Below are 16,565 nucleotides of genomic sequence, written 5' to 3' on the forward strand. Positions count from 1 at the left end.
ATGAAAAAGATTTGTTATTTTATCAACTCAGATTGGTACTTTGAACTTCACTGGGTTGAGAGAGCACTGGCAGCTAAAACTGCTGGTTATGAGATTCATGTTGTCAGCCACTTTGTTGGGGACGACATTCAGCAAAAGCTGACCGAAAAAGGTTTCATTTGTCATGACTCTTCTATCTCAGAACAGTCTATTAACCCAATCAACTTCTTTAGTTCGTTGATTAAGGTATGGCAATTACTCAAAAGAATTAACCCGGATGTCTTACATTGCATCACCATCAAGCCTTGCCTGATGGGGGGGTTTTTCGCCCGCTTTTATAACAAGCCCATCATTCTCGGCTTCGTTGGATTGGGGCGCGTGTTTATGGAAGATAAGCTGTCGATGAACGTCATTCGTTTCCTGACATTGCGTTCCTATAACCATATTTTCAAGAATGAGAAATGTCTGCTTGCGTTTGAGCATGAGCATGACCGCGATCGGCTCACCACACTGACTAAAGCAAAAAAAAGCCAAACGGTTGTGATCGATGGTGCCGGGATAGACCCGCATATTTACCATTATTCACTTGAAGTCAACCGTGAAAAGCCGGTTGTGCTATTCGCAAGCCGCCTGCTGTGGAGCAAAGGGTTGGGCGATCTGGTTGAGGTGAAAAAACGCCTTGCGCTCAAAGGTGTTGATTTTGTGCTTAACGTTGCGGGGATCTCTATCGTTGACGATTCTGACGCGATCCCCTTATCGAAAATTGAAGAGTGGCACCGTCAGGGACTAATAAATTGGCTTGGGCGCTGCAGTGATGTTTATAGCCTAATTAAGGCGTCTAACGTTGTTGCATTACCGTCCACGTATTCTGAAGGTATTCCCCGTATTTTGCTGGAAGCTTCATCAGTAGGTCGTGCTTGCATTGCCTACGATGTCGGTGGCTGCCAGAGTCTGATCATCGATGAGTATACTGGTAGTTTGGTAGAGAAACGTAATATCAATCTTTTGGCAGAAAAGTTAGAGAAGTTGCTCACCAGTCCCAAGAAACGCGTAGAGATGGGCGTTCGCAGCCGCGAACGTATTGAGAGTAAGTTCGCATCATCGTTGGTGATTGACGATACATTAAAACTCTATCGGCGCGCTATTGCTACTGGAAGTTATTCATAACAGGAGCATTATTTTGGCTTTTTTCGAGAAATTAAGGACGAAAAAGCACAATAAAGACATTCAGAACTCGTCTATTCCAAATAAAATTTTTTATCTAGTTTCCGCGTCAGGCATGCCAAATTTCGGTGACGATATGCTGACACGATATTGGATAAATGAATTACAACGAAAATTTCCTGGCTGTACTCTTTATCTGGATGCGGTTGACGCGGTCGTTGCAGCAGAACTTTTCCCCTCTGTGAAGTGTGTAGATTATCTCTGGCGTTTGGCTCAGGCATTGGGAGATAAAGGTTCAGTCGCCGGGAAATTCGGTGATCCTCACATTTTGCCGTTACGTGAGCGCTTAATGTCAGAGGTATTTGCCTCTGCACAAAGTATTCATTTACTAGGTGGGGGGTATATCAATGAGCTTTGGGGGGCCAACGCGCGTTTAATCGAATTGGCTGCTTATTTCGCCAAAAATCATCAACTTTCTTGTTATGCAACTGGATTGGGACTTCAACCACTTTCGCCCGAAAATGCCGCAAAGTTTGCGCCGTTTATTCGTCAGTTTGAGCATTTTGATGTGAGGGACTCGGCCAGTTATGAAGTATTAGCCCCCTTTGAGCTTCCTGCATTGGGTTTTACTGGTGATGATTATTTTGCTTTCCCTCATTGCCCTGCAGGACGTATCGTGGAACGTGAACACTTTACTCTGCACATGTGTGTCCACACGGAACTGTTCGAAGACAGTAGCCTGACTGAGGGGCTGTTGTCGTTATTACAACAGGTGATCACAAAATTTAGTCAAGATCATCCTTCTGCTGAAATCAAATTTTATGAATTCCGTCCCGGCTCTGACGGTGTGTTCTTTCGCCAAATACAAGAGCGATTTCCGCAGGTCGACTTCGTGCGTTTTGAACGAGTTTGGCAAGAGGGACTGGTATTCGCCGCCCATGATTTTTGCGTCAGTTCCCGCTTCCACTTTCAGGTGATTGCTGCCAGTCTCGGTGTCGGTGGGATAGCACTATCCTGGTCAGATTATTATGATAATAAATTTTCAAGTTTGCGAGTAATCTCTGATTGGCCGATGGTCAGGCCGGATATCTCCCTAGAGGCGTTGCTTCCTTTACTCTCAACGGCAACTGACTGCGATCATTGGGAAGGGAGGACGTTTATTCGCAAGGCTAAACAGAAATTATTGTCTCAACTGTATAATTTTTGACAAGTTGCAAGCAGCAGCAAAGCCTATCGCACCAATCACTACCCACGCGGCTCAATCCTGAGTTAACATGTGTGCCACATCACAAAACCTGTTGGCCAAAGTTGTTAACAGGGTCATCCTCAGACAGGAGTTCTTCAATGTCCAAGCAACAAATCGGCGTTGTCGGCATGGCGGTAATGGGCCGCAATCTGGCACTGAACATCGAAAGCCGTGGTTACACCGTTTCGATCTTTAACCGTTCAGGCGATAAAACTGATGAAGTTATTGCTGAGAATCCAGGTAAAAACCTGGTGCCGCACTACACCGTCGAAGAGTTTGTAGAATCTCTGGAAAAGCCACGCCGTATTTTGCTGATGGTGAAAGCGGGTGAAGCGACAGACAAGACGATTGCTTCTCTGACGCCACACCTGGATAAAGGTGACATTCTGATCGATGGTGGTAACACCTATTATCAAGACACTATCCGTCGTAACCGCGAACTGTCTGATCAGGGCTTCAATTTCATCGGTACCGGCGTGTCCGGTGGTGAAGAGGGTGCACTAAAAGGGCCTTCAATCATGCCAGGCGGCCAGAAAGAAGCTTACGAGCTGGTGGCGCCAATCCTGAAGAAAATCGCCGCGGTAGCGGAAGGTGAGCCTTGCGTGACCTATATCGGTGCTGATGGTGCCGGTCACTATGTGAAGATGGTACACAATGGTATCGAATACGGCGACATGCAGCTGATTGCTGAAGCCTATTCCCTATTGAAACAGGCGCTGAACCTGAGCAATGAGCAGTTGGCTGAGACCTTCGCAGAGTGGAACGAAGGTGAACTGAACAGCTACCTGATCGACATCACCAAAGATATCTTCACCAAGAAAGATGATGAAGGTAAATACCTGGTTGATGTGATTCTGGACGAAGCCGCCAACAAGGGCACTGGGAAATGGACCAGCCAAAGCTCTCTGGATCTGGGCGAGCCGTTGTCACTGATCACCGAATCGGTATTCGCGCGTTACCTTTCTTCACTGAAAGACCAGCGCGTTGCTGCGTCTAAAGTGCTGACGGGTCCTAAAGCGACGCCAGTCAGTGGCGACAAAGCTGAATTCATCGAGAAAGTACGCCGCGCACTGTATCTGGGCAAAATCGTTTCTTATGCACAGGGCTTCTCACAGCTGAAAGCCGCTTCCAAAGAAAACAACTGGGATCTGCACTACGGCGACATTGCCAAGATCTTCCGTGCCGGTTGTATCATCCGCGCCCAGTTCCTGCAGAAGATTACCGACGCTTACGCACAGGATGCGGATATTGCTAACCTATTGTTGGCGCCGTACTTCAAGCAGATCGCTGATGAATACCAGCAGGCACTGCGTGACGTGGTGTCCTACGCAGTACAAAACGGCATTCCTACGCCGACCTTCTCTGCGGCTATTGCGTACTACGACAGCTACCGTTCAGCAGTACTGCCAGCTAACCTGATCCAGGCGCAGCGTGACTATTTCGGTGCTCATACCTATAAACGCATCGACAAAGAAGGCGTGTTCCACACCGAATGGATGGAATAATTTTAATCTCTATTTTTTGAACGATAATAAAACCGCCTAGCTGATGCTTGGCGGTTTTCTCGTATAAATTACTATCATTTGATGAAATAAGTATTCGGATAATAGTTTATAAGTGAATGCTCATAGACAGATTCATTCTTATAATATGAGTTAGGATAGAAGTTTACTTCCATACCTAATAGTGAGCCTAAGATTGCAACATGTAGCCTATCGGTATCTACAGCTTTGTATTCTTGTAAAAAACTGATAAGCGAACGCGTTGAGTTCCTCGCCAGATCGACGTTATCCCAATAATCTCCGTTCCATGTCAGAGAAATGTCGTGATTATTTTCGTGCTGCTGCTTGGTCAACGATTCTGAGTCGGTGCGGTAGCAATATGCCTTACTTTTAGTGGGCCTGGCGTTATTGATGTATTTCCCTTTATCCAGATAAAAGGCCATATCCTGCGTCAGGATAACAGACTCTCCAGGAATATATCCCAGTTTCAATAAACGTTCGTAAGAAGTTTTTTCACGGCAACATACAAAAAGGTGTGCTATATTTTCTTTAAAGAAATCCATATAGCCGAAAACTGTCGAAGGAAATATAATTACTTTTGCGAATTTTTCTAGATTATTTTTTATAAAATCACGCCCTTCGGCGTAATAACCCTCGATCAAATTCCCACCGCCACCAAAAAGAAGCACGTCTCTTTCTGGCGTATAGACTTCTGAAGCACAGAATGGTGAGTAATCAAAACCATTAGCGTCGAGGTAATCATAGGTCGCGGCAGCGATGACGCCATCACCTGCATTTCCTGGGTTTGCTTTATAGATGAAACGGTATTTTCTATAGAGTTCTCGTAACGTTGAGGTAAATTGATTTTCATTTTGATGGGACATTTTTAACCTCGTAAAATTCGATGATAGGTAAACAGAGAAACTATGCCTCATAGGCTCTCTCTCGTCACCTTACAGAAGTATCTGTTGTTCGACAAGACTATAGCAGTGTAAATATTTTGATAAAAATAATCAGCGCAAGTTATTAGAATGGTAAAAGGATGAGTTTTTAATGAAAAAGGTTCTTATAGTTACTCCTGATATTGAAGGTCCAATCCGTAATGGAGGAATTGGAACAGCTTTTACCTCACTAGCTGTGAATATGGCGAAATCAGGCTTTGATGTTGAGGTGCTGTATACCTGCGGTGATTATTCAGAATCTGGCGAAAGAAAAATAGATCATTGGGTTGAAATCTATGAAGGACATAATGTTAAATTGATGGTTCTTCCCCCATTGAAAGAAATAAATATTGATGCGCCGTATTTCAGAAGGAAAAGCTATAACATTTACGAATGGATGAAGGGCTGCGAAAGCGCTCATTATGACGTAGTGATAGCTTGTGAATGGCAAGCCGACCTTTATTATACGCTTTTAGCTAAAGAACAGGGGCTGTTCTTTGCCGATACTAAATTCATCATTAATACACACAGTTCGACACTGTGGGCTGATGAAGGAAACTATCAACTTCCTTACGACCAAAATCACATGGAACTTTATTTCATGGAGCAAAAGGTCGTTGAAATGGCAGATGAGATTATTAGCCCTTCGCACTATCTTTTGGATTGGATGCGCGATAAGAAATGGGTGCTTCCTGCCTCGAGTCAGGTTATTCTCAACTGTGAACCATTTTCTATCAGCCCAACTGATGACGAGATCGTTCCCAAAAACGCAAGGAAATCGGCTTCAGGCATTGAGCTAATCTTCTTTGGTCGCCTGGAAACGCGTAAAGGGTTAGATATTTTCCTCCGAGCTTTGCATAACCTAAAAGAAGATGAAGTGGCTAAAATATCTGCCATTACATTCATGGGAAAAGGGGTTGTGGCTGAAGGTTTCAACTCTATTGAGCATATTAGAAACAAAACAGATTCGCTTGATACTAAAGTAAATATCATTACCGACTATGATCGTAGTCAAGCAGATGCCTATATTAAAAAAGACAATGCTCTTGTCATTATCCCTTCTTTGGTGGAAAACTCACCCTACACGGTCTATGAGTGCTTGATCGGAGGAGTGAACTTTATTTCCTCGTCTGTAGGAGGAATTAAAGAGCTTATTCCTGAAGAAAATCATTCTGATATTATATTTGACCCGACACCGAGTTCACTTTATCAGAAGATTATTTTCAGGTTATTAAACCTCACGATTAAATCGAATTTGGTACAGGATGTTGAGGAAATTAAAACATCGTGGGTTAGTAAATTTAATGAGTCTTTCGAAAGAAGTGGGCCTTCTGTTGATGTAAATCAGGAGCCACTAGTCAGTGTATGTCTGGTGCACCACGATCGAAGTCACCTGCTGCAACAAGCTATTGCATCTTTAAAAACACAAACGTACTCGAATTTTGAAGTTATTCTCGTCGATGATGGTAGTATTAAAGATGAATCCCGACGCTACCTTGATCTATTAAATAAAGAGTTTATGGCTAAGGGATGGAAGATTATAAAAAGCTCCAATAATTACTTGGGAGCAGCAAGAAATCTGGCGGCGAAACATGCATCTGGTGAGTATTTAATCTTCATGGATGACGATAATGTGGCTAAACCGTATGAGATTGAAACATTCGTACGCGCAGCCATTCACTCAGGTTGCGATTTGCTGACTACGCCAAGCGATTTGATTTATGGCGATGAATTCCCATCACCATTCCGTAAGATGAAAGATTGTTGGCTTCCGCTAGGTGCGGATCTAAATGTGGCTAGCTTCGCAAACTGTTTTGGTGATGCGAATGCAATGATTAGAAAGAGCGTCTTCGACAACGTTGGTGGTTTTACTGAAGATTATGGTATTGGTCACGAAGATTGGGAATTCTTCTGCCGTGTAGCTTTGGCAGGGCATAAAATTCAGTTGGTGCCTGAAGCCTTATTCTGGTACCGCGTCGCTAACAGCGGTATGTTGATCAGTGGGAATAAGGGTAAGAATAACTTCCGTAGTTATCGCCCATTCATGTCTCCTGATAATCAGATCCAATATACGATGGGGTTGATTCCATCCTTTATGGATAAGATCAATCGGTTGGAACGTGATTTGGCTTTCTACCGCAGTAACCCGAATGTTAATGGTTCAGCAGAAATTGGTGTGATCAATGAGAAACTCGATTACCTAATCTCCCAGCAGAGAGATGGTTGGGCTCACGATCGCTTCAATGCCCTGTTTTCTGCTGTGAATAAGAAAGGTTTTTTCTATCGAGTTGGCCGTAAAATTTTTAATACTCTTCGGAGACGTTAAATCTAAAAGGAAACGCCGCATATTGCGGCGTTTTTTATTTACAGTCTTAAACACATTCTCAGAAACCGTTCTTTTATTCTTTCCTAAAGAATGCCGATAGCATTATTAATTATTTTATCCCATCCCTCGATAGAAATATTATCTGCTTGGCTATAGTCGGCAAATCGGTCAATATAGGAAACTAGCACGTTATCATCATTATGTTCTATCGTGCCTTGCTTGTTGACATCATCGCTTTGAAACACTACCAGTATTTTGTTTTTCCCGAACTGATTAAGTTTATCTGCTAGTTGCCTGATAACAGACATGTCAACCTGATTGTTATTTTTTTTGATAACGAAAACACGATTTCCTTCTTTTAGTGATGTTCTGAACTTGTTGACTAAATAATCTATTTTCTCTTTTTCTATCAAGTATTTTTCTTTTATTTCTTTATTGTCACCTTCAAAAAACCAATTCCCTTCTATTTGATGACTGTATAGTTCTGTGTGGAAAATAACGCCGTTCGCATTGTCAACCAACATATTTCTCCAGGTGGGTTGAAGGTTGTCTAGTCTATAAAATCCATCAAAATCACCGACGATTAAATTTAAAACATCCTGGTGATCCTTTATTAGCGACCAACGGAATAAACTACCACTTTCAATGCCTTTTGACCGAAGATAAAAACCGAACTCACAATTGTCACCCATGCTTTCAAAGCATGAAATTTTTTCGTTTTCCATATCATCAATCCTAACGTGTTATTTAAATGTCAGCTTAAATATAGGATCAAAACGGTTTTTTTGAAAAAAAAGGTGTTAAAATGTGACGGTAAACGGCGTAGTCAAATATTGGAAGCGTTGAGGCACGAAAAAATCGTGCCTCGAAGACGATAGGTAATTACTTTTGGTGCCGCTCGCGCAGCCGGCCAATCACTTTGCTCAAGTCCAAATCCTGATCCTGCAACAGCACCAACAGGTGATAAATCAGATCAGAAGCTTCGTTGGTCAACTCTTCACGATCGTTTACCATGGCGGCCAGCGCGGTTTCCACGCCTTCTTCGCCCACTTTCTGCGCGATGCGTTTGGTGCCGCTGGCGTACAGACTTGCCGTGTAAGAGCTGTCTGGGCTGGCGGTCTTGCGTTCAGCCAAGAGTTGTTCCAATTGATAGAGGAAACCCCAATCGCTGTTGGCTGGGTAGAAACAACTGGTGTTACCCAGGTGGCAGGTGGGGCCGATCGGGTTCACCAAAATCAGCAGCGTATCGTTGTCACAGTCCGGGGTGATACTGACCACATTGAGGAAGTGCCCGGAACTTTCCCCTTTAGTCCACAGCCGTTGTTTGGTGCGAGAGAAGAAAGTGACTTTGCCGCTTTGCTCCGTCGTGCTCAGGGCTTCCTGGTTCATATAACCGAGCATCAACACTTCGCCGGAGACGGCGTGCTGCACGATAGCGGGCATCAGGTTGTCGGTTTTTTCCCAGTCCAGCTGGTTTCTCTGTTGTTCTGTTAACACACGCGAATCTCCACGCCTTGTTCGACCAGGAACCTTTTCAGGTCGCCAATATTAATGATTTGTTTGTGGAATACTGACGCAGCCAGCGCGCCATCAACGTCCGCATCACGGAACGCTTCCAGGAAGTGCTCCACGGTGCCCGCGCCGCCAGAGGCGATCAACGGCACCTTACAGACTTCCCGTACCTGTCGCAGCTGTTCCAAATCGTAACCGTTGCGCACGCCATCCTGATTCATCATATTCAGTACAATTTCGCCGGCACCGCGTTTTTGCACTTCTTTAACCCAATCCAGGGTTTCCCACTGGGTGACGCGGGTACGGCTTTCATCGCCAGTGTACTGGTTGACGTGATACTTGCCGGTTTCGCTGTCAAACCAGGTATCAATACCCACAACAATGCATTGCACGCCAAAACGATCCGCCAGACGGCTAATCAATGTCGGGTCAGCCAACGCCGGAGAGTTGATAGAAATCTTGTCGGCGCCGAAAGAGAGGATCTGACTAGCATCTTCCGGACTTTTGATGCCACCCGCGACGCAGAACGGGATATCGATCACTTCTGCTACCCGTGATACCCAGCTTTTATCCACAACCCGGCCGTCGGAGGACGCGGTAATGTCGTAAAACACCAGTTCATCTGCGCCTTCTTGCGCATAGCGCTGCGCCAGCGGTACGATGTCACCGATGATTTCGTGGTTGCGGAACTGCACGCCTTTTACGACTTGCCCGTCTTTAACATCCAGGCAGGGGATTATCCGTTTTGCCAGCATGCGATAGCCTCCTCAACGCTAAACTTACCTTCCAGTAGGGCACGCCCTACAATCACACCCTCAACGCCACTGCCACGTAGCTGGGCAATGTCGTCCAGATTGCCGATGCCGCCGGACGCCTGGAAGGCGATCTGCGGATACCGCTGGCTGATTTCCTGGTACAGTGCGACGTTGGAGCCGGCCAGTGTACCGTCACGGGAAATATCGGTGCACAGTACATGCTTCAGGCCATAAGGCAGGAATTGTTCAACCACCTGTTCCAGCGTGGCATCAGAGTTTTCTTGCCAGCCACTGATGGCTACGCGTTTGGTGCCGTCGGCATCGATGCGTACATCCAGCGCAAGCACCATGGCATCAGCGCCGTAACGTTCAAACCAGCCTTGCACCAATTGCGGTTGTTTTACCGCGGTAGAGCCGATCACTACGCGAGAGGCACCGGCCTCCAATAAAGCAGAAACGTCTTGTTCATTACGAATGCCGCCGCCAACTTGCACCGGCACATTAACGCCTGCCAGCAGTTTGCGCAGCAGAGGGATCTGGCGTGCAGTAGGATCTTTGGCACCGGTCAGATCGACCAAATGCAATACCTGCGCACCTTGTTGTTGGTAGTCCTGCAAACGCAGCAGCGGATCGTTGCCATAGTCGCGTTGCTGGCCGTAATCGCCCTGATGCAAACGCACCACGTTGCCGTCGATCAAGTCCAAAGCCGGAATAATCATGCTGCCTACATCTCCAGAAAGTTTTTCAACAGTTGCGCACCGGCCGCGCCAGATCGCTCTGGATGAAACTGCACGCCGAAGAAATTGTCTTTTTGCACGGCGGCGGTGAAGGGCTCGCCGTAGTTCGCCTGGGCGATGGTGCTTGGGCATATCGGCATCGCATAGCTGTGAACGAAGTAGAAGTAAGCACCGTCTTCGATGCCGCGGAACAGATGATGGCCTGCCTGAGCAGAAACCTGGTTCCAGCCCATGTGCGGCAGCGGCAGGCCGAAGTCGGTCATCTGTACCACCGGGGTATCGATAATGCCCAGCGTATTGATGCCACCGTTCTCTTCGCTGCTTTTTGCCAGCAACTGCATACCGAGGCAAATGCCTAACACCGGCTGGGTACAGGCCTTAATCAGTTCAATCAACTCGCGCTGTTTCAACTGATCCATGGCAGCCTGCGCGGTGCCGACGCCGGGTAGAAAAAGCTTGTCGGCACGCAATACGATCTCCGGGTCACGGCTCACCTCTGGCTGGTAACCCAACCGCTGCACCGCGTAGGTGACCGAAGACAGGTTGGCGCAGCCGGTGTCCAAAATCACCACGTTCATCACAGCACTCCTTTCGAGCTCGGGAGGGTGTTGCCCTCTACGCGGATTGCCTGGCGCAGCGTACGACCAAACACTTTAAACAGGCTTTCGACGCGATGATGGTCGTTTTTGCCTTTGGTTTTCAGGTGCAGCGTGCAGCCCATGGTGTAGGACAATGAGCGGAAGAAATGCTCGACCATTTCGGTGCTGAGATCGCCAACACGCTGGTAGTTGAACTCGGCCTTATATTCCAGGTGCGGACGCCCGGAGATATCCAGTGCGCAGCGCGCCAGACATTCATCCATCGGCAATACAAAGCCGAAGCGTGCGATACCGCGTTTGTCGCCCAGCGCCTTGTTTAATGCTTCGCCGAGTGCCAGCCCGGTATCCTCTACCGTGTGGTGGTCGTCAATATACAGATCGCCTTTCACATCGATATCCATGCGGAAACCGCCGTGGGTGGCTATCTGATCCAGCATGTGGTCGAAGAAGCCAACGCCCGTTTTGATCTTGCTGCCACCTTCACGATCCAGCCAGACATTGACGTCTATTTGGGTTTCTTTCGTTACACGGTTAACTCGCGCGTGACGATCACGCTGGGTCAACTGGCGAACGATCTCCTTCCAACCCAGCGTTTCACGTTGATAACGCAATCCCTGAATACCCATGTTTTCGGCCAACTGCACGTCGGTTGGCCGATCGCCGATCACATAGCAATGGGCCGTTTCCATCACGCCAGGCTCGAGGTAGCCCTTCACTAGCGCGGTTTTCGGCTTGCGGCAGTCGCAATTGTCCGCAGGGAGGTGCGGGCAAATCAAAATATCGTCAAAGTGAATGCCTTGCGAACTGAGGATCTGCATCATCAGGTTGTGCGGCGGGTCGAAGGTTTCCTGCGGGAAACTGGCGGTGCCGAGCCCATCCTGATTGGTGATCATCACCAGCTGATAACCGGCCTGCTGCAAAGCCAGCAGTGAAGGGATCACGTCCGGCTCCAGCGCAAGCTTATCCAGACGATCAACCTGGAAGTCTTCTGGTGGTTCGGCAATCAACGTACCGTCACGGTCAATAAAGAGGATTTTTTGGCTCACATTGGCTCCTGGCGAGTCTTGTTGGCGCCGGGCAGGGCAGACAGCGCGTCAACCACGCGTTGGCATTCATCACGGGTGCCTATCGTAATACGCAGGCAGCCGGATAACCCGGGCTGTTTATTTTGGTCTCTTAAGATAATGCCCTGATCCCACAAGGTTTTAAACACATTACTTGAAGCGGTGAAACGTACCAGCAGGTAATTACTGTCGCTGGTGAAAACCTGCTCGACGCAGGCGCAGTTTTGCAGCGCCTGCTGTAGCACACTGCGATTTGCGGCGATCTCTGTAACCCGTTGACGCATCACGCGGATGCCTTCGGTGCTGAGCGCTTGCGCAGCGATATCTGCGACCGGGGTAGACAGCGGATAAGGGGCGATCACTTTCAGCAGCAGGGCGATCAGATCTTCATTACCCAAGGTAAAACCACAGCGTAAACCGGCCAACGCAAAGGCTTTGGATAAGGTACGCAGAATAGCCAGGTGCGGGTAGTCGCTCAGCCAGCCAGCCACACTGGCCTGCGGGCAGAATTCGATATAGGCTTCGTCAACCGCGACGATTGCCTTGCCTTTGGCCATTTCCAACAGAGTGCGCAAATCGTTCGGGTCGATCAGGTTGCCGGTCGGGTTATTAGGGCTGCAGACGTAAATCAGTTTAACGTTGTCCAGGCTGTCGGCGATGGCGGGCAAATCCAGTTGCCAATCCTGCTTGGCCGCCACGGTGCGACGCTCCACGCCAAAGGTTTCAGCGCTGACGGCGTACATCCCGTAGGTCGGTGGGCAGAACAGGATGGCGTCTTTACCCGGCTCGCAAAATGCGCGTATCAACAGCTCAATGCCTTCATCGGCGCCGCGGCTGACCAGCACCTGTTCCTTTTTAACCCCGGCGTAATCGGCGTAGCGCTCGATTACCCGCGCCGGTTGACACTCCGGGTAGCGGTTAAAGGTCTGCGCGGTCAGTTGAAATTCCGGGGCGATCGGGTATTCGTTGGCGTTCAACCACACGTCGCCGTTCCCCCCCAAGCGGCGGGCTGATTGATACGGGATCAGCTCGCGAACGTTGGCGCGTGCCAGATTTTCAATGCTCATGCTTGCTCCTTCAGTGCGGCAACGCGCAGGGTTACGGCGTTTTTGTGGGCAATCAACTGTTCGGCGGCGGCCAGCGTTTCAATGGTGGCAGCCAGATTCATGAAGCCCTGCGGCGTAAGCTCCTGCACCGTCATGCGCTTCTGGAAATCCGCCAAGCCCAAGCTCGAACAGGTGGCGGTGTAACCATAGGTCGGCAATACGTGGTTAGTGCCGGACGCATAATCACCGGCAGACTCCGGTGACCAGTCACCGAGAAACACCGAACCGGCGCTGGTGATGCTGTCGACCAGGGCGCGGGCGTTGCGAGTCTGAATAATCAGGTGTTCCGGGCCATACTGATTGCTGATTGTCACGCATTCGGCCAAATCTTTAGCGACGATCAATCGGCTGCTGGCCAGCGCTTGCCGTGCTGTTTCAGCCCGCGGCAATTGCGCCAGTTGTTGTTCTACTGCTTCAGCCACGGCCTGCGCCATTGCGGCATCGGGTGTTAACAGGATCACCTGTGAGTCCGGGCCGTGTTCCGCTTGTGACAGCAGATCAGAGGCAACGAATGCCGGGGTCGCACCAGCATCGGCGATCACCAGTACTTCAGAAGGGCCGGCTGGCATATCGATGGCTGCCCCGTCCAGACGTTGGCTGATTTGGCGCTTGGCCTCGGTGACAAAAGCATTGCCCGGGCCAAAGATTTTCGCCACACGCGGCACCGAATCGGTGCCGAATGCCATGGCAGCAATTGCCTGTGCGCCACCGACCTGAAACACTTCCGTCACGCCGCAAAGTTGTGCGGCATACAAAATTTCATCGGCAATCGGTGGTGGGGAACATAACACCACGCGACGGCAGCCGGCGATGCGTGCCGGTGTCGCCAGCATCAAGACGGTAGAAAACAGCGGGGCAGAGCCGCCGGGAATATACAGACCAACCGAATCGATCGGGCGGGTTACCTGCTGGCAACGCACACCTGGCTGGGTTTCTACATCAACCGGCGGCAGCTTTTGCGCATTGTGGAAGGTTTCCACGTTGGCAACGGCTATTGCCATTGCCTGCTTGATCTCGTCCCCCAGACGCGCGCTTGCTGCGGCGATCTGCTCGGCAGTGACGCGTAACGCACCGACTTCTGTTTTATCAAATTTGGCGCTGTATTCACGCAGCGCCTGATCGCCATTGGCCTTCACGTTGTCGAGAATGTCGCTCACCGTGCGGGTGATGCTGTCCGAGGCGGACATCGCCGGGCGCATCAACAGCGCTGTGCGCTGTTCGGCGCTGCAGTCTGCCCATTTGACCAGAGTATTGAAGTTCGGCATGGCGTTACTCCATCATCTTCTCAATAGGTAACACCAGAATCGAACTGGCACCGAGCGCTTTCAGTTTTTCCATGGTTTCCCAGAACAGAGTTTCACTGCTCACCATGTGCATTGCGACGCGGTTTTGCGCACCGGCCAGTGGCAGGATGGTAGGGCGTTCGGCACCCGGCAGCAGCGCGACGATTTCGTCCAGACGCTCGCTCGGGGCGTGCAACATGATGTACTTGGATTCGCGCGCCTGAATCACACCCTGAATACGGGTCATCAGGCGGTCGATCAATTGCTGTTTGGCTTCGGGCATTTCGCCGTCGCGTTGAATCAGGCAGGCTTTCGAGCGATAGATGACTTCAACTTCACGCAGGCCGTTGGCTTCCAGCGTAGCCCCTGTGGAAACCAGGTCACAGATCGCATCGGCCAAGCCAGCACGCGGTGCGACCTCGACTGAACCGTTCAACAGGCAGGACTTGAAACGCACGCCTTGCTTGTCGAGGTACTGTTTCAACAAGTGCGGGTAAGAGGTGGCGATACGAGCATCTTGCAGGCTCTGTGGGCCGGTGTATTCACTGTCGAGTGAGGTAGCCAGCGACAGGCGGCAACCCCCGAAGTCCAGGCGACGCAGAGTGAAATAGCGCGGGTCTTCACCCTGGGCGCGGCGAGTGAGCAGCTCTTCTTCCAGCACGTTCTCACCAATAATGCCCAGATCAACCACGCCGTCCATCACCAGGCCCGGGATGTCGTCGTCACGTACGCGCAGGATATCAATCGGCATATTCTCCGCGAAGGCAATCAGACGCTGTTGCTGCAGGTTAATTTTGATCCCACAGCGCGCCAGCAACTCCTGGGATTCATCACTCAGGCGGCCCGATTTCTGCATTGCTATCCGTAAACGTGTTTTGTCCAGCATGGTAACCTCTGTTTAATCTGTAAATTTATGAATTTATTTTAAAAATTATTTTTTCTGTCTGTCCGGAGCCAAAAAAAAACCCTCGGAAGAAATCTTCCGAGGGCTCTCTCTTGCATTCTGCGCGCCACTGGAAGATTAAAAAACCGTCTTCCAGCACTCATCGCCTGAAAGACTAGTCAGGGTGATGGTGATGATGGTGGCTGAACTGAATGCGTGTCATGGTGTTTTCTCTGTATAAAGTCGCTACAAACTCAATTGCTAATTAACCTAAACTATCCGCTGTCTGTCGCGCAACCCTTTTTTATCGTCATAAATTTAATTTATTGAAACAGGTTGAGTTATTAGCCAGACGCGACTTTACCTAAGCTTAAGCAGAGTAGATTGTATCACCCTACGGAGTGGCGTAGCCTTAACGGGCAAAGCGCTGCAATCTTCAAGAGAGGAAGATAATGAAAAAGGTCGCCATTATTGGTTTGGGCTGGCTGGGGATGCCGTTGGCCTTGTCGCTGATGAGCCGTGGTTTTGACGTTGTTGGCAGTAAAACGACGCCAGACGGCGTTGAAGCCGCGCGGATGAGCGGCATTGAATGCTATCAGTTGGAAATGACGCCAGAGCTGATTTGCGAACCGGACGATTTGGAGCCGCTGCTGCGCGTTGACGCGCTGGTAATAACGTTGCCAGCCCGTCGCACGGTTGAAGGCAGCGAGAACTACTTTAATGCGGTGCGCATGCTGGTGGACAGCGCAATGGCATTCGGTGTGCCACGCATCCTGTTTACCAGTTCAACCTCGGTGTACGGTGAAACCACGGGTACGGTACGTGAGGATTCTCCGCTGAAACCGGTGTCACCGTCGGGGCAAGTGTTGGCCGAGTTGGAGCGCTGGCTGCATGAATTACCCAATACCTCAGTGGATATTTTGCGTTTGGCGGGGTTGGTGGGGGTTGATCGCCATCCAGGGCGTTTTCTCGCTGGCAAAGTCGATGTCAAGGGGGGCTCACAAGGGGTCAATCTGGTGCATCAGGACGATGTGATCGCTGCCATCCAACTGTTACTGAAATTACCGAAGGGTGGCCACGTGTATAACTTATGTGCGCCGGGCCACCCGACAAAACGCGAGTTTTACCCGGCATTGGCTGAACAGTTACACCTGACGCCGCCGCAGTTCGCCGCCGAAGCTGAGCAAGACGGGCGATTGGTCGACGGTAGCCGCATCAGCAATGAACTCGGATTTGAGTATCAATATCCCGACCCTGCGCGTATGCCGCTAAATTAATCGTTTGAACATGCCCTGCCGATCGCGGGGCATTTTTTTATGTTGTCATCTGAGCGTCTTCATACTGTAACTCAATCGTCTTACCTCCTGCCTACAATCGCTTTTCCGATATAAAGTCCCAAAGAGGATGACCCATGTTATTAATGCATTTCCTGCCAATGGTGCGGGCGGTTGCCCCATGCCGGTATCTC

16 protein-coding genes and 1 other annotated feature are annotated in these 16,565 nt (G+C 49.4%); of the genes, 5 read left to right on the plus strand and 11 right to left on the minus strand.

The features are described 5' to 3' along the window. The 3 genes from JOE25_RS01645 to gndA all read left to right on the plus strand — a co-directional run bounded on the left by JOE25_RS01645 (position 1) and on the right by gndA (position 3,894). A complete protein-coding gene (locus JOE25_RS01645) occupies positions 1 to 1,146 on the plus strand; it encodes a glycosyltransferase family 4 protein (protein ID WP_209632475.1) in 1,146 nt (381 codons plus the stop codon). Between the two features lie 13 nt (positions 1,147 to 1,159). Continuing rightward, complete coding sequence (locus JOE25_RS01650; RefSeq protein WP_209632476.1) at positions 1,160 to 2,350, plus strand: polysaccharide pyruvyl transferase family protein; 1,191 nt, start codon at positions 1,160 to 1,162, stop codon at positions 2,348 to 2,350. Between the two features lie 137 nt (positions 2,351 to 2,487). Beyond that, the gene (gndA, locus tag JOE25_RS01655) at positions 2,488 to 3,894 is read left to right on the plus strand and encodes an NADP-dependent phosphogluconate dehydrogenase (protein ID WP_209632477.1); all 1,407 of its coding nucleotides are present in this window, start codon (positions 2,488 to 2,490) and stop codon (positions 3,892 to 3,894) included. A gap of 74 nt (positions 3,895 to 3,968) precedes the next feature. Here gndA and JOE25_RS01660 read toward each other — a convergent pair whose 3' ends face one another. After that, complete coding sequence (locus JOE25_RS01660) at positions 3,969 to 4,775, minus strand: polysaccharide pyruvyl transferase family protein (RefSeq protein ID WP_209632478.1); 807 nt, start codon at positions 4,773 to 4,775, stop codon at positions 3,969 to 3,971. A 169-nt stretch (positions 4,776 to 4,944) separates the two neighbouring features. On the opposite strand from JOE25_RS01660, the gene JOE25_RS01665 reads away from it, so the two are divergent. Further along, positions 4,945 to 7,158: a glycosyltransferase gene (locus JOE25_RS01665; protein ID WP_209632479.1), complete on the plus strand. Its 2,214-nt coding sequence runs from the start codon at positions 4,945 to 4,947 to the stop codon at positions 7,156 to 7,158. 83 nt (positions 7,159 to 7,241) lie between these two features. On the opposite strand, the gene JOE25_RS01670 is transcribed toward JOE25_RS01665, so the two are convergent. The 10 genes from JOE25_RS01670 to hisL form a co-directional block, all read right to left on the minus strand. Continuing rightward, on the minus strand, positions 7,242 to 7,883 hold the full coding sequence (locus JOE25_RS01670; RefSeq protein WP_209632480.1) for a hypothetical protein: 642 nt from the start codon (positions 7,881 to 7,883) through the stop codon (positions 7,242 to 7,244). 157 nt (positions 7,884 to 8,040) lie between these two features. Then, on the minus strand, positions 8,041 to 8,655 hold the full coding sequence (gene hisIE / locus JOE25_RS01675) for a bifunctional phosphoribosyl-AMP cyclohydrolase/phosphoribosyl-ATP diphosphatase HisIE (protein ID WP_209632481.1): 615 nt from the start codon (positions 8,653 to 8,655) through the stop codon (positions 8,041 to 8,043). Beyond that, complete coding sequence (gene hisF, locus JOE25_RS01680) at positions 8,649 to 9,425, minus strand: imidazole glycerol phosphate synthase subunit HisF (RefSeq protein WP_209632482.1); 777 nt, start codon at positions 9,423 to 9,425, stop codon at positions 8,649 to 8,651. The genes hisIE and hisF overlap by 7 nt, the downstream gene beginning before the upstream one ends. Then, on the minus strand, positions 9,407 to 10,144 hold the full coding sequence (hisA, locus tag JOE25_RS01685) for a 1-(5-phosphoribosyl)-5-[(5-phosphoribosylamino)methylideneamino]imidazole-4-carboxamide isomerase (protein WP_209632483.1): 738 nt from the start codon (positions 10,142 to 10,144) through the stop codon (positions 9,407 to 9,409). Before hisA ends, hisF begins: the two co-directional genes overlap by 19 nt. Positions 10,145 to 10,149: 5 nt before the next feature. After that, complete coding sequence (gene hisH / locus JOE25_RS01690; RefSeq protein ID WP_209632484.1) at positions 10,150 to 10,740, minus strand: imidazole glycerol phosphate synthase subunit HisH; 591 nt, start codon at positions 10,738 to 10,740, stop codon at positions 10,150 to 10,152. Then, a complete protein-coding gene (gene hisB / locus JOE25_RS01695; protein WP_209632485.1) occupies positions 10,740 to 11,807 on the minus strand; it encodes a bifunctional histidinol-phosphatase/imidazoleglycerol-phosphate dehydratase HisB in 1,068 nt (355 codons plus the stop codon). Before hisB ends, hisH begins: the two co-directional genes overlap by 1 nt. Next, positions 11,804 to 12,892, minus strand: coding sequence for a histidinol-phosphate transaminase (gene hisC, locus JOE25_RS01700; protein WP_209632486.1), 1,089 nt, complete (start codon positions 12,890 to 12,892; stop codon positions 11,804 to 11,806). The genes hisB and hisC overlap by 4 nt, the downstream gene beginning before the upstream one ends. Beyond that, positions 12,889 to 14,196: a histidinol dehydrogenase gene (hisD, locus tag JOE25_RS01705; RefSeq protein WP_209632487.1), complete on the minus strand. Its 1,308-nt coding sequence runs from the start codon at positions 14,194 to 14,196 to the stop codon at positions 12,889 to 12,891. The genes hisC and hisD overlap by 4 nt, the downstream gene beginning before the upstream one ends. A gap of 4 nt (positions 14,197 to 14,200) precedes the next feature. Next, positions 14,201 to 15,100 (minus strand): ATP phosphoribosyltransferase, encoded by a 900-nt coding sequence (hisG, locus tag JOE25_RS01710; RefSeq protein WP_012006049.1) that lies wholly within the window; start codon positions 15,098 to 15,100, stop codon positions 14,201 to 14,203. Between the two features lie 70 nt (positions 15,101 to 15,170). Further along, positions 15,171 to 15,297 (minus strand) — a sequence feature (His leader region). Next, entirely contained in the window at positions 15,273 to 15,320 is a 48-nt protein-coding gene (gene hisL, locus JOE25_RS01715) for a his operon leader peptide (protein WP_101495319.1), read from the minus strand. (Overlaps the previous feature by 25 nt.) Positions 15,321 to 15,549: 229 nt before the next feature. Here hisL and JOE25_RS01720 point away from each other — a divergent pair, with 229 nt between their 5' ends. Next, the gene (locus JOE25_RS01720; protein ID WP_209632488.1) at positions 15,550 to 16,374 is read left to right on the plus strand and encodes an SDR family oxidoreductase; all 825 of its coding nucleotides are present in this window, start codon (positions 15,550 to 15,552) and stop codon (positions 16,372 to 16,374) included. Positions 16,375 to 16,565: the final 191 nt, after the last annotated feature.

Origin of the sequence: Serratia sp. PL17, from assembly GCF_017832355.1 — a bacterium.
Lineage (GTDB): Bacteria > Pseudomonadota > Gammaproteobacteria > Enterobacterales > Enterobacteriaceae > Serratia.